The sequence below is a fragment of the Flavobacterium sp. 28YEA47A genome (assembly GCF_041262125.1).
Lineage (GTDB): Bacteria > Bacteroidota > Bacteroidia > Flavobacteriales > Flavobacteriaceae > Flavobacterium.
Genome location: NZ_JBGCCI010000002.1, coordinates 365,960 through 379,566, shown reverse-complemented (window position 1 = coordinate 379,566; position 13,607 = coordinate 365,960). Strand labels below are relative to the sequence as shown.

The window sequence follows — 13,607 nt, the reverse complement described above, 5'->3', positions numbered from 1 at the left end:
TGGGCAATAAGGGAAATTATATAAGTCCTAAATCTTTAGCGTTGCTGATAAGGTGGATGGTGTTTTTTGCCTTAAAATAGAGCTTTAACTTGTTTATTCTCTTCTCAATGCTACTGTTACTGGAAGGAACGTTACCCTGTTTTTTGAACTTGGCACCTATTTCATCCTGAGTCAATCCTATAGATAAGTATTTGATGAGTTTAAGGTCGTATTCTTCAATTTCAATAATGTTATTCGCCTGGAATATATTGGAAAGCGGGGCAGGCACATAATTTTCTGTATCTCCGGCAAGAGCAATTACGGCTTTTTCGAGTTCTTTTGAACCTTCACGTCCTTTAGAGACATAACCATTTATACCACATTCTTCAAACAGTGCTTTTATTTTATAGGATCGGTCTTCTATAGAATAGGCTATGACCTTTATTTCTGGCTGGGTTTCTTTAACGCTTTTGATAAGGTCCTCGCCAGATTCTAGTACAGTATCGCGGTGATCCTGCTTAAAAGAAAGGTCGGTTATAAGCAAATCATAAGGCTCGCCATCTAATAGTGCTTTTTTTACCTTTAGGTATGCCTCATCGCAATATTTTGCCTGATGAATTTCTGCATGTGTTAGTTGGTCGAGCTGCGAAATTACAGCGGCGTGGATACTGTCAATGTCTTCTGCAACTAAAATTTTTCTAAACATAGGGATTAAATTTTAAACAGGATAGCCAAAAGAAAGCTTTACTCCTCTGTTTGTCTGTATGTCAAAAATAAGCGTTCCTCGAATGCTTTTTATACGGTTTTCCACATTTTGAAGCCCGTTTTTTAAAATAGTTTTTCCAAAGGGCATTCCTATTCCATTATCTGAATATTGAATCTGAATTTTCTTGTCAACAGTTGAAAAATCAATCACAGCTAATGTGGCTTGACTGTGTTTTTTCATGTTGACCATTAATTCCTGGAGCACCCTATAGGTTACTAATTTTTTATTTTCGTCTACTTTTATCCAGTCAACGGAATCGATATCTTTTATTAATACGTTTAGCGATTGGTTTTGGTATTCTGAAAGCATTATTTTTAACTGATTTGGGAAATTTTCACCCAATTCGATAGGACTGTTTTCTCTTGAAATATCCCTGGTTCTTAAATAGACGCTGTCTAGCGAATGAATGAGGGCTTCTTTTTTTTCTGGTTTTTCTAAATTCTGGGTAGAGGCAAATGTCATGGCGTTATATACGTCATTTGCTAATTCATCATGTACTTTTTTAGCAATTCGGGTTTCAGTATTGTAGGCTTCCTGGAATTTTTCTTTTTCATGCCTTGATTTTAAAAGCCTATAGAAAAGTATCCCTACAAGTACAATGAAAGATATTGTTAGTAATAAAAGCTCATTCCTGCGTTTTGCCTTTTCTGCTTTTAATTTGTTTTCTGCATTTTCTGCCTGATATTTAAGCGATTCTTCTTCTACCTGTTTTGAGTCATAACGGATTTTTGCAAACTGATTTTTAGCTTTTTGGCGAACAATTCTAATACTGTCGTTGAGAGTTGTATATTCTGAAAACAATTTGTCGGACTCTTGCTTGGAAGCCGATGTTTTTGAAAGAAACTTAATCGCGTCTAGTTTGTCATCCGTATTCTTTAGTTTGTTAGCCAAACTATAGGCTTTTTCAGCATATTTCCTTGCTAATTGTGGATTTTCATGGAGGTAATATTCAGAAAGGTGCAAACAACTTGCCATTGATCCGAATTCGTCTCTGATAGAATCTTTTAAATGCAATGCCTGTAGCATATATTGACTGCCTCTCTTATCACCCAACAGGAAATAAGAATATCCCAGATTGTCTATGGCTTTGGCTTTGAATTCGATATCCGTATCGGAGTTTTTTTTGGACACCAGTTTCGTGAGTATTTTTATAGCTTTCCCATATTCTTTCTGATCCATATAGATAAGAGCTATATTGTTCATCACTACATCTTTAGAGAGTGAGTCTTTTGCAGTCTGATAGGCTTTTCTGTAATATTTTAAAGCGTTTTCATAATTAAAAAGCTGTTTGTAAGATACGCCCAGATAATTATAAACGGCCACAAGATAAGATTCCTCCCCAGAGTTTTTCAGGCAGGCTAACGCAGCGGTAGCTGTTGTTTCGGCACCATAATAATCAGAAGAGATGCGTTGTAGATCAGTCATCATCAATAGGCTATATCCTGCACGCATACTGTCATTTGCTTTCAAATATTCTGTTTTAGAACGGTCGTAATAAGCAAAACTACTATCAATGTTTATAGGTAAAAAATAGGAAGCATAGAGATAGTAATATCCTCCTAGTGGAGCCTCTTTTTTGATTTTAAGTGCCAGTGTTTTTAGCTTGTTAAGATAATATCTGGAACTATCAGAGTTATATTGAAGATCTTGTTCTATTTTATTATACAGTCCCTTGTAGAGTAGCGAATCATTTTTGGATTCAATACCGATTCTATATGCTTTATTGCTGAAACCTCTTTGTCTTTCTTGTGAAAATTTACTGTCATGAGAAAGCCTCATATAATGTTCAAGGCTGTCTGTTGCGGCACTCTCTTTCTTTACAGGCATGTTTTCTCTGCATGAAATGAATATCAATGCGATGAAAAAAAGCAAAATCGGGGAGTAATGCTTCATAGAAGAATATTTCCCCGAAAATACTAAAACTGTTTTATAAAAACTTTTTTTATTGCTATTTTTTAGCCTATGGATTTGGATTCACTGGCGGTGGTGGCGGTTTAGTGATTATAATAGCATTATTGCCGCCGCTATCATCAGCTTGCAGGCTCATTGTATTATTGGCTTCATCTGTCGTATCATCTGCCGTACAGGAGATAAACAGCGTACCAAAGGCTAAAATAGCCAGAGCTAGGATTAGTTTTTTCATCTCTATTGAATTAAAAAGTTTGACATAAGGGGATTGCTTTCGGGTGGTATTCCGAAACCAGATTCCGTCTTTCTTAATAGGGCGGTAACCCTGTTTTTCGGGAAGTTCAGTGCGCTAAAACAGAAGTGAAGATCATACTTCCCGAATGGTCGCCCCATCCTGATTTAGCAACACTGAGGTAAAATCAGTTTTGTACATTTGTCCTAAATGCATGTTAGGACAGAACTGATTTCTGAGGCAAAGTAAATGTGGTTTTTGCTGGTGATAGCAAGGGAATTCCGATGATTCCGATAATTCCGATCGATTCCAATTAATTCTGATTTAATAACTATGAAAAATAATTTTGATGAATATAAAAAGGCCATCATAACCCGGTATGAAGAAGAAAAAATGGGGAAATTTTCTGATTTGCTTTTAGATCCTACCCCGGCAAACCTTAAAAGACTATGTTTGCTTATTAGTGAAGATGAAATGAGATTCTCAGATTTGGCAATCTTTCGCCATTTCTTCTCTTTCAAGTCAGATGAAGATATTGCAAGGTGGATTAAAAACTTTGACACAGAAAAATTTAAACCCTTAAGTACTTTCCTGAAATTAGGAACTAACCTCAAAGATTATAGGAGCGCCAACCTGATAGCCGTTTTAGTGGATTTTAAACAGAGGCCTTATACTAAATTTCTTGAAACCTATTGTTCGTTAGGTATTGGAAATCCTAAAATTGAAGAGGTCAACAAGAATGTTCCAAACAGAGGGCATTTTGCCGAGAGAATGGCAATCTCAAAACCCGTCGAGAATAATTATCAATTGATGGTTAAATCGCCATTGTCAAAAAGATTGATACTGACATTGGTTTTTTTTTCCGTGATTTTTTTTTTAGCTTTTGTTTTGAAAGATGTTTTTGATGACAAATGTATGATTTGGAAAGGCGATCATTATGAGAAAATAGATTGTGAGGATAGTCGTGCTTTTGGAGAAAAGAGTTATGACAATGTAATAGCCTTGAATAAAGATGTCCTCGAAAACTTCAGAAAGATAGAAGTCAGTGATACTACTACTTTTTTTATCAATGACAGACCTATGGTTTGGTATATCAAACAAAACGGCAAATGCGAGTTTTTTTCGTATAATGGCGTACATCCAATTACCAGGAAACCATTAAAGCCAATTACAAAACACATGGTAGAGAAACATATCATGAAAGTTCACAGTAAAAAAAAATAATCTGAAGATAAAAGCGATTTTACATTCTTTACGCATTTTTATCTTATGCATTTAAACTGTTATAAGGGTTAAGACAGTTGTGCAAAATCGCTTTTTATGCAGGAAGTTCACTGCTTTGGCTAAAACCGTTGTGATTAACAAATAAAAGAAACTGAAAAAAGTACTTATTTGTTACTCATGGCCCTGCTATTTCTATTTTTTTACTACTCATTTTTAATGAATAATTCTTTTTAATATTTTGAAAAACAGTTTTTTAAATATTTTTTTTGACAGTGAGTAGATGTGAGTAGGCGTTTTCTTTTATAATTTAAATTTCCGCCTTTTATTTGTCCTATCGCTTTACGAGAGAGTTATAAGGCTCTTAAATATTACAATTTTCCAAGATCCCAAATCTGCTAAAAAATAATCTGCCAATTCTATAAGTTTTTACTGGTGAAAAATTTTTGATATAAAATTTCGTTCTATGGTCAAACATAGAAATTGTAAAAATTGTTATGAATAAAGAAATGTCTTGATTTATCAAGATGAAAATAAATTACCAAATAAAGTGACATAGCTTTAACATTGATTGGTGGTAGGTCAATGCGGTAATTTTTGAGAGGAGGGTGACCCATAAGTGTTATTTTAGGGGAAAATATGTTCTTGGTTTTATGTCGCCCTCCTTATTTTTATTTCTACAATTCCTCCTTTTTTTCATTTTATTCTGTTTAAAGGCTTTTAAATCCCTTGTTTTTAGGAGAATATTTGCTGTTAAAATTATTTTTTATTTCAAAAAAGCTCTTTTTTTTGAATATATTGTACTTTTATTTGTTGTATGATGTGGTTTTTCCTTCAAAACTACTTAAAGGTCAAATATTTATCAATTATTTGATTGTTTTGTTGTGAAAATGCATTTTTTACGATATAATAAATATTTAGTTATTTTGCCTGCCCTCAAATATGGATTGATTAAAAACTAAAATTTAGTATAAATGCCTTTCTATATTTATGAAAAAGACTAGATATTTTCTACTTTTCATTTTTTTCCTGTTGTTTGATAAAAGCTTTGGACAGAGTTTTAATCAGGCTCAGATTGATAGCCTTCTACTGGTTGCTGAACAGCTTGAAATTAAGGATGCTCCCTATGGAGTGACATTGAGTTTGAAAGCATATGACGACTCGAAAAAAATAGGCTACAAAAAAGGGATGACTCAGGGACTGCTTATTGCAAGCAGAAAACAGCACGAACTGGCCAAGTATGAAGATGTTCTTAAAAATGCTACTGCAGCCGAAAAATTGGCGGTCGAAATTTCAGATGCCAAATTAATTTCCGATGCGCTCCGCCTGAAAGGAATAGGCTATACCGGATCAGGTGATTATGAAAAAGGATTAGCGCAATTCCGACAGTCTCTCCATTTTGCACAAACTCTTACTGACAAAGAAGTTAAAAGCTCCAGGCTTGGTGTGTTGTATAATGATATAGCTTTTAATCTGGATGAAAATGGAGGAAAAGCAGATTCTGTGGCTTTTTACTATAGAAAAGGGTATCAGGAGTTTCAAAAAATGGTACTTAACAATCCGTTGAGAAATAAGACACTTTCTTTGGCCTGTTCCAATGTCGGTTCCAGCTTTTTAAGAGCAAAAGAACTAGATTCGGCAGAGTTTTATCTTGACAGGGCATTACAGTTGGCAAATTCAGTCAATCATGAAGCTGTAAAAGCCAATACGTTAAGCGATTTAGGTAATCTTAACTACTACAGAAAAAAATACAAACAATCTATTGATTATTTTGAAAAAGGTATTGGCGTCGCTAAAACTATAAATGATACGTATACTCTTAAGTCGCTATACCTGGGAATGTCAAAATCTTATGAAGCCATCCGGGATAGTAAAAATGCTGAAAGTTATCTTCAGCTTTATAATAAGTTAAACGATAGCATTAAAAAGAATCAAAAAGAAAGCAGCCCAATGCAGACTGCCTCAATAGAAGGCAGGGGAGTTGTTACAGATGCTGATAGGAGCTCAAACCGATCCATTATTTTTTCTGCGATATTCGTCCTGTTATTGGTGGTGATATTAATTCATATTTACAGAAAGTTCCAGAAAGAAAAAGCTAATAATGCACGATTGCAGGCTGAAGTCGAAGATACCATTACGATGTTCACTTTATTGCAAAAGGATGAGGCACACCTCAAAAAAATACTTCACCTGGCAAGTACTAATGATCCGTCCTTTTTAATGTTATTCAAAGAAACATATCCTGACTTTTATAAAAAGCTAAATAAAATCAATCCGGGACTTATAGCCGGAGAACAAAAATTATGTGCTTTCCTGAAGCTTGATTTTTCCACAAAAGAAATTGCCCAGTATACCAACTCTTCTATTAGGGCGGTCGAGGCTAAGAAATACAGGCTGCGTAAGAAGCTTTCCATTACTTCCGATGAAGACATTAACGTCTGGATGATGAATTTATAGGTTTTTACTATTTACCCTTATTTATAAGTAGTACTTTTCTTAAGTAAAGATTACGCATTTTTGTGTGATAACTCTTTAATTTCTACTCATATTCTTTTATTTTTCTTTTTGTCTTGCGTTATTATTTTGTTGGTATTCAGTGCTCAATAAAAATATTTTGCTGTGAGTAGATGTGAGTAGTCATTTTTTTGCGGGAATATTAAGGCTGTGTTTTCTTTGTTGGAGATCTTAAAAACAACAATTAGATAGCAAATGACAAGAAAAGTAATAGCAGAATTTATTGGCACATTTTGGTTGGTTCTTGGAGGATGTGGAAGCGCAGTATTGGCAGCATCAATTCCGGATTTAGGTATTGGGTATATAGGAGTTTCCTTGGCGTTTGGACTTACGGTTCTTACAATGGCCTATACAATTGGGAATATTTCAGGATGTCATTTGAATCCGGCAGTAACTATTGGGTTGTGGGTTGCCGGAAGAACTCAAAAAAAGGATGTGCTTCCTTATATTGTTGCACAGGTCTTAGGAGGGATTTTTGGAGCTATGATACTTTATCTTATTGCAAGCGGACAGCCTCATTTTGATTTGGGCAATTTTGCAGCAAATGGATATGGAGAACATTCGCCAGGCCAATATGATATTTTTTCAGTGCTTACAACTGAAGTTGTCATGACTTTTATTTTTGTTTTAATCATTCTTGGGGCAACACATAGTTCGGCTCCAAAAGGTTTTGCCGGAATTTCGATAGGTTTAGGGCTCACTTTGATTCATTTGATGAGCATTCCGGTATCCAATACATCAGTAAATCCGGCAAGAAGTACCAGTCAGGCTATATTTGTTGGAGGTTGGGCATTGGAACAGCTATGGTTGTTTTGGATTGCTCCAATAGCTGGAGCTATTCTGGCAGGGATTTTTTACGAATATTTATCCTCTGAAATAGAGCAGTCGGAATCAGTAAGATAAAAGTTTGAAAAAATAAAAGCTTTTTTTGCGTATTTGCTAATTTTTGACGGGATTATATAGCATTTAACCGATTTGATAAGGCTATTTTTGCAGATGTCTAATAGGTTATTTTTATTTGTCAAAATATTTTGCCAAAAAGATTTTTTATTTACTTTTACAGCCTATGAGGATTGTCCCAAACACAATGTTAAATCTTGCGGTTGTTCTGTTTTCTGTGACAAATTGTTTTGCCGATAACGAACCGCCGCCACCGCCGCCACCTACAGGCCCAACACCAATTGGTCTTCCTATCGATAATGGGATACTTCTTTTGTTGGTAATAGGGTTGGCTTTTGCTTTTTTACGATTTAAGATGTCAAACACAGATAAAAAAACTCCGATGTAAGTCGGAGTTTTTATTTTTTTAGGCCAGCTGGTGAAGTCGCGTGACGTATTTTCCTATGACATCGAACTCAAGATTGATTTTTGTGCCGACTTTAAAATTTTTGAAGTTGGTGTGTTCGTGAGTATAGGGGATGATAGCAACGCTAAATGCATTTTTCTTTGAATTTACAACTGTGAGGCTCACTCCATTTACGGTAATCGAACCTTTTTCGATAGTAATGTTGCTTAATTTCGGATCATATTCAAAGGTATAGTACCAGCTGCCGTTAGCTTCTTCAATAGAGATGCAGGTTCCGGTCTGATCCACATGTCCCTGTACGATATGGCCGTCCAATCTGTCGCCAAGTTTCATCGCGCGTTCCAAATTAACCTGGTCGTCGAGTTTCCAATCGCCTATATTTGTCTTGTCAATAGATTCCTTGATGGCAGTAACCGTATATTGATCGTCTGAAATTCCTACAACCGTCAGGCACACTCCGTTATGAGAAACGCTCTGGTCAATCTTAAGTTCGTTAGTGACTGAAGCAGAAATTGTAATGTGTATGTTTTCTCCCTCTTTACGCAAATCTTTGATTGTGCCGAGGGTTTCTATTATTCCTGTAAACATTGTGGTTTTATTTTACTAAATTTGCACTTCAAAATTAGCAATAAATAAGGAGCAAGCATTATGAAAAAAGCAGAAAATATAATAGTTGGAATTTCAGTAGGAGATTTGAACGGTATTGGAAGCGAGATTATCTTGAAAACTTTCGAGGATACTCGAATGCTTGAACTTTGCACACCGGTTATTTTTGCCAATGTAAAGATAATGTCCTTTGCTAAGAAAAACCTTGATGCTACAATAGCACTTCACGGAATCGACAAGATTGAGCAGCTTCTGCCTGGAAAAATCAATGTGTTGAATGTCTGGAAAGAAAGTGTTACTATTGAATATGGCGTAAATGACGAAAATGTAGGGAAGTATGCTATAAAATCGTTCACGGCGGCAACGAAAGCCTTAAAAGAAGGACAGATTGATGTTCTGGTTACGGCTCCAATCAACAAATACAACATACAGTCTGAAGAGTTTAAATTTCCGGGACACACAGATTATCTAAATCAGGAATTGGAAGGAGATGCTCTGATGCTTATGGTTCAGGACGATTTGCGTGTAGGATTGATTACGGATCATGTTCCGGTAAATGATGTGGCTTCACATCTTACGGAAGCGCTGATTAAAAGTAAAATTGAAACGATAAAGAAATCACTGATTCAGGATTTCAGCATAAGCAAACCTAAAATAGCCGTCTTGGGATTAAACCCGCATGCCGGAGACGGAGGAGTGATTGGAAAAGAAGACGATGAAATTCTCAGGCCGGCTATCAAAAAACTATTTGACAACGGAACGATGGCTTTTGGTCCTTATGCGGCAGATGGTTTTTTTGGAAGCGGACAATATGAGAAGTTTGATGCGGTAATAGCAACCTACCACGACCAGGGGCTGATTCCTTTTAAGACGCTTGCGTTTGGAAAAGGCGTAAATTATACGGCAGGATTAAATAAAATAAGGACTTCGCCAGATCACGGAACGGCTTATGATATTGCAGGTAAGGGGATTGCAGATTTTAATTCATTTAAAGAAGCGGTTTATCTGGCAATCGATATATTTCATTCAAGAAATGAATATGCGGCGATGACCGAAAAACCTCTAAAAATAAAAGAAAAACACTTATAAACAAAAAAATGTTTATAACGCTTTTGGATTTGCAATTATTTTATATCTTTGCACTCCCGAAGTTTAGGGCAAATTGTTGTTAAGATGAAAGTAAACAATGAGTTTTTAATTCCTTTTATAGGGTTAAAGTTAGGAAAACATCAGTTTGAATATCAAATAAATAAAAAGTTCTTTGAAGACTTTGGTTATGACGAGTTTGAAAGTTGTGATATCAAAGTCAATGTAGTTTTAGAGAAAAAAAGCACGATGCTTGAGCTTCAGTTCAAACATAAAGGAACAATTTATGTTCCTTGTGATTTGACTAATGAGATGTTTGATTTGCCGGTTAAGGGAAAAATCAAATTGATTGTCCAGTTTGGAGAAGCATTTAATAATGACAATGAAGAATTGCTCATTTTGCCTTTTGGCGAGCATCAGATCGATATTTCACAATACATTTATGAAATGATTGTGCTTTCCATTCCTCTAAAAAGAATCCATCCGGGTGTAAAGGACGGTACGTTGAAAACCGATATCCTTGACAAACTAGATGAATTGAAAGTCAATGCGAAAGAACAAAAAACTGATGCAAAAGAAGAAGAGACGGATCCTAGATGGGATCAATTAAAAAAACTATTAACGGATAAATAATATAGTAAAATGGCACATCCAAAGAGAAAGACCTCGAAAACAAGAAGAGATAAAAGAAGAACACATTATAAAGCATCTGTTCCTCAAATCGCTACATGCCCAGTGACTGGAGAGGCGCATTTATACCACAGAGCTTACTGGCATGAAGGTAAGATGTACTACAGAGGTCAAGTAGTAATTGATAAGCAAGAAGCTGTTGCTTAATACAATTTTGCATTAAAAAATCGAACTCTCACGTTGTGGGAGTTTTTTTGTTATTTATAATTTATTGATAAATAACATATTGCAAGAAGGTATGTTTTAGATTTTTTTTGTAATTTCCACCTCTTTTCGAAACAGTAATTTCGAGAAGAAATTATTAAAAATAATATGAATACAATCACAGCCGCAATTACCGCTGTTGGTGCCTATGTGCCTGATTTTGTGCTTTCAAATAAAGTACTTGAGACATTGGTCGATACGAATGACGAATGGATAACTTCTCGTACCGGAATTAAGGAAAGACGCATTTTAAAAGATGATACGAAAGGAACATCTTACTTGGCCATTAAAGCTGCAGAAGATTTAATTGCTAAAACCAATATCAACCCGGCAGAAATTGACTTAGTGTTGCTGGGAACTACAACTCCTGATATGCCTGTGGCCGCAACAGCCGTTTATGTTGCTTCCCAAATTGGTGCGGTCAATGCTTTTGCCTATGACTTGCAAGCTGCCTGTTCTAGTTTCCTATACGGAATGTCTACAGCTGCAGCCTATATTGAATCAGGAAGATACAAAAAAGTTTTATTGATTGGGGCAGACAAGATGTCTTCCATAATTGACTATACAGATCGCGCAACGTGCATCATTTTTGGTGATGGAGCAGGAGCGGTATTGTTCGAGCCAAATTATGAAGGCCTTGGCTTTCAGGATCAATACTTAAGAAGTGACGGTGTAGGCCGTGAATTCTTAAAAATTGAAGCAGGAGGTTCATTACTTCCGGCATCTAAAGAAACTGTAGAAAACAGACAGCATTATGTTTTCCAGGACGGAAAAACCGTTTTCAAATATGCCGTTTCTGGAATGGCAGATGTTAGCGAAAAAATAATGGAGCGCAACAACCTTACTAAGGATGATGTCAATTGGCTGGTAGCCCATCAGGCTAACAAGCGAATTATTGATGCTACAGCCCACAGAATGGGTCTGGATGAATCCAAAGTACTCGTTAATATTCAAAAATATGGCAATACGACTTCTGGAACATTGCCGTTGCTTCTTAACGACTTCGAGAAGCAATTCAAAAAAGGAGATAATTTAATATTTGCCGCATTTGGTGGTGGATTCACTTGGGGATCTATCTATATGAAATGGGCATACGACAAACAATAAAACTAAAACCTAAAATCGAATATCATGGATATTAGAGAAATTCAAAACTTGATTAAGTTTGTAGCAAAATCGGGAGCTACTGAAGTAAAATTGGAGATGGATGATTTTAAGATCACAATCAAAACTACAGAAGGAGGATCCTCTGAAACAACTACAACTTACATTCAACAGGCGCCTATCAGCCACGCATTACCACAAGCAGCGATGCCACAGCCTGTAGCACCAACTGCTCCTGCAGCGCCGGTTGCTTCTTCAACAGATGAAGATACTTCGAAATATGTTATGGTTAAGTCTCCAATCATTGGAACACTATATAGAAAACCTTCACCAGATAAAGCTCCTTTCGTAGAAGTAGGAAGCACAATTTCAAAAGGAGATGTAGTTTGCGTTATTGAAGCGATGAAACTTTTCAACGAAATCGAATCAGAAGTTTCTGGAAAAATTGTAAAAGTATTGGTAGATGATGCATCTCCAGTAGAATTTGATCAGCCATTATTCTTAGTTGATCCATCCTAATTTAGATTTTAGATTGCAGATTATTAGATTGCAGATTGAACCAAAATCGTAAGCTAATCATCTAAACTATCCAAATTGTCTAATTATCTAATTTAAATAAGATGTTTAAAAAAATATTAATCGCAAACAGGGGAGAAATAGCACTTCGTGTTATCAGAACCTGTAGAGAAATGGGTATCAAAACGGTAGCTGTTTATTCAACAGCAGATGCAGAAAGCCTTCACGTTCGTTTTGCAGATGAAGCTGTTTGTATAGGCCCACCGCCAAGTAACTTGTCTTACTTGAAAATGTCTAATATTATAGCTGCTGCAGAAATTACTAATGCAGACGCTATCCACCCAGGATATGGTTTCCTTTCTGAAAATGCAAAATTTTCAAAAATCTGCCAGGAGCACGGTATCAAATTTATTGGTGCTTCTCCGGAAATGATTGAGAAAATGGGAGACAAGGCTACTGCCAAAGCAACAATGAAAGCTGCGGGAGTTCCAACTATTCCTGGATCTGAAGGTTTGCTTGAATCGTATGAGCAGACTAAAAAATTAGCTAAAGAATTTGGCTATCCTGTGATGCTTAAGGCTACTGCCGGAGGTGGAGGAAAAGGAATGAGAGCTGTTTGGAAAGAAGAAGATCTTCTAAAAGCATGGGAAGGTGCTCGTCAGGAAGCCGCTGCATCATTTGGAAATGACGGGATGTATATGGAGAAACTTATTGAAGAGCCTCGCCATATTGAAATCCAGGTTGTTGGTGATGCTTATGGTAAAGCATGCCACCTTTCTGAAAGAGACTGTTCAGTTCAAAGACGCCACCAAAAATTAACAGAAGAAACGCCTTCTCCGTTCATGACTGATGAACTTCGTCAGAAAATGGGAGATGCTGCTGTAAAAGCTGCAGAATATATTAAATACGAAGGTGCCGGAACGGTAGAGTTTTTGGTTGACAAACACAGAAATTTCTACTTCATGGAAATGAACACTCGTATCCAGGTAGAGCATCCTATTACAGAACAAGTTATTGATTATGACTTGATCCGTGAGCAGATTTTGGTTGCTGCCGGTGTGCCAATTTCAGGTAAAAACTACCTGCCACAGTTGCATGCTATCGAATGCCGAATCAATGCAGAAGATCCATATAACGATTTCAGACCATCACCAGGAAAGATTACGACATTGCATACACCTGGAGGACATGGAGTTCGTTTGGATACTCACGTTTATTCTGGATATACAATTCCACCAAACTACGATTCTATGATTGCAAAATTGATTACTACAGCTCAAACAAGAGAAGAGGCAATCAGCAAAATGAAACGTGCTTTAGATGAATTCGTAATCGAAGGAATAAAGACTACAATTCCTTTCCACAGACAGCTAATGGATGATCCTGCTTATGTAGAAGGAGATTATACTACAAAATTCATGGAAACTTTCAAAATGGAAGATCCGAAATAATAAAAAATCCCAGCCTAAAGCTGG

14 protein-coding genes are annotated in these 13,607 nt (G+C 36.2%); 9 read left to right on the top strand and 5 right to left on the bottom strand.

Features of this window, described 5'->3' with window-relative positions; genetic code table 11:
* Positions 1 to 16: 16 nt before the first annotated feature.
* The 3 genes from ABH942_RS04225 to ABH942_RS04215 all read right to left on the bottom strand — a co-directional run bounded on the left by ABH942_RS04225 (position 17) and on the right by ABH942_RS04215 (position 2,888).
* Complete coding sequence (locus ABH942_RS04225; protein WP_370029730.1) at positions 17 to 685, bottom strand: response regulator; 669 nt, start codon at positions 683 to 685, stop codon at positions 17 to 19.
* A gap of 12 nt (positions 686 to 697) precedes the next feature.
* Positions 698 to 2,638 (bottom strand): tetratricopeptide repeat protein, encoded by a 1,941-nt coding sequence (locus ABH942_RS04220; RefSeq protein ID WP_370029729.1) that lies wholly within the window; start codon positions 2,636 to 2,638, stop codon positions 698 to 700.
* 67 nt (positions 2,639 to 2,705) lie between these two features.
* Positions 2,706 to 2,888, bottom strand: a complete 183-nt coding sequence (locus tag ABH942_RS04215; protein WP_370029728.1) for a hypothetical protein — start codon at positions 2,886 to 2,888, stop codon at positions 2,706 to 2,708.
* 330 nt (positions 2,889 to 3,218) lie between these two features.
* Here ABH942_RS04215 and ABH942_RS04210 point away from each other — a divergent pair, with 330 nt between their 5' ends.
* The 3 genes from ABH942_RS04210 (at position 3,219) to aqpZ (ending at position 7,523) form a co-directional block, all read left to right on the top strand.
* Entirely contained in the window at positions 3,219 to 4,109 is an 891-nt protein-coding gene (locus ABH942_RS04210) for a hypothetical protein (RefSeq protein ID WP_370029727.1), read from the top strand.
* A gap of 987 nt (positions 4,110 to 5,096) precedes the next feature.
* On the top strand, positions 5,097 to 6,563 hold the full coding sequence (locus ABH942_RS04205) for a transcriptional regulator (RefSeq protein ID WP_370029726.1): 1,467 nt from the start codon (positions 5,097 to 5,099) through the stop codon (positions 6,561 to 6,563).
* A gap of 252 nt (positions 6,564 to 6,815) precedes the next feature.
* Positions 6,816 to 7,523: an aquaporin Z gene (gene aqpZ / locus ABH942_RS04200; RefSeq protein WP_370029725.1), complete on the top strand. Its 708-nt coding sequence runs from the start codon at positions 6,816 to 6,818 to the stop codon at positions 7,521 to 7,523.
* A 144-nt stretch (positions 7,524 to 7,667) separates the two neighbouring features.
* On the opposite strand, the gene ABH942_RS04195 is transcribed toward aqpZ, so the two are convergent.
* Positions 7,668 to 7,886 carry a hypothetical protein gene (locus tag ABH942_RS04195; RefSeq protein WP_370029724.1) on the bottom strand — a complete coding sequence of 73 codons (219 nt, stop codon included), beginning with the start codon at positions 7,884 to 7,886 and terminating at the stop codon, positions 7,668 to 7,670.
* A 40-nt stretch (positions 7,887 to 7,926) separates the two neighbouring features.
* Positions 7,927 to 8,514 carry a riboflavin synthase gene (locus ABH942_RS04190; RefSeq protein WP_370029723.1) on the bottom strand — a complete coding sequence of 196 codons (588 nt, stop codon included), beginning with the start codon at positions 8,512 to 8,514 and terminating at the stop codon, positions 7,927 to 7,929.
* A gap of 57 nt (positions 8,515 to 8,571) precedes the next feature.
* Between ABH942_RS04190 and pdxA the strand changes: the two genes are divergently transcribed.
* The 6 genes from pdxA to accC all read left to right on the top strand — a co-directional run bounded on the left by pdxA (position 8,572) and on the right by accC (position 13,583).
* Positions 8,572 to 9,621, top strand: coding sequence for a 4-hydroxythreonine-4-phosphate dehydrogenase PdxA (pdxA, locus tag ABH942_RS04185; protein WP_370029780.1), 1,050 nt, complete (start codon positions 8,572 to 8,574; stop codon positions 9,619 to 9,621).
* A gap of 84 nt (positions 9,622 to 9,705) precedes the next feature.
* On the top strand, positions 9,706 to 10,251 hold the full coding sequence (locus ABH942_RS04180) for a DUF177 domain-containing protein (RefSeq protein ID WP_370029722.1): 546 nt from the start codon (positions 9,706 to 9,708) through the stop codon (positions 10,249 to 10,251).
* 9 nt (positions 10,252 to 10,260) lie between these two features.
* Complete coding sequence (gene rpmF / locus ABH942_RS04175) at positions 10,261 to 10,455, top strand: 50S ribosomal protein L32 (protein ID WP_082482157.1); 195 nt, start codon at positions 10,261 to 10,263, stop codon at positions 10,453 to 10,455.
* 165 nt (positions 10,456 to 10,620) lie between these two features.
* Positions 10,621 to 11,619 carry a beta-ketoacyl-ACP synthase III gene (locus ABH942_RS04170; RefSeq protein ID WP_370029721.1) on the top strand — a complete coding sequence of 333 codons (999 nt, stop codon included), beginning with the start codon at positions 10,621 to 10,623 and terminating at the stop codon, positions 11,617 to 11,619.
* A gap of 24 nt (positions 11,620 to 11,643) precedes the next feature.
* Positions 11,644 to 12,135, top strand: a complete 492-nt coding sequence (accB, locus tag ABH942_RS04165; RefSeq protein ID WP_370029720.1) for an acetyl-CoA carboxylase biotin carboxyl carrier protein — start codon at positions 11,644 to 11,646, stop codon at positions 12,133 to 12,135.
* 101 nt (positions 12,136 to 12,236) lie between these two features.
* Positions 12,237 to 13,583 (top strand): acetyl-CoA carboxylase biotin carboxylase subunit, encoded by a 1,347-nt coding sequence (gene accC / locus ABH942_RS04160; RefSeq protein ID WP_370029718.1) that lies wholly within the window; start codon positions 12,237 to 12,239, stop codon positions 13,581 to 13,583.
* The last annotated feature ends 24 nt before the right edge of the window (positions 13,584 to 13,607 follow it).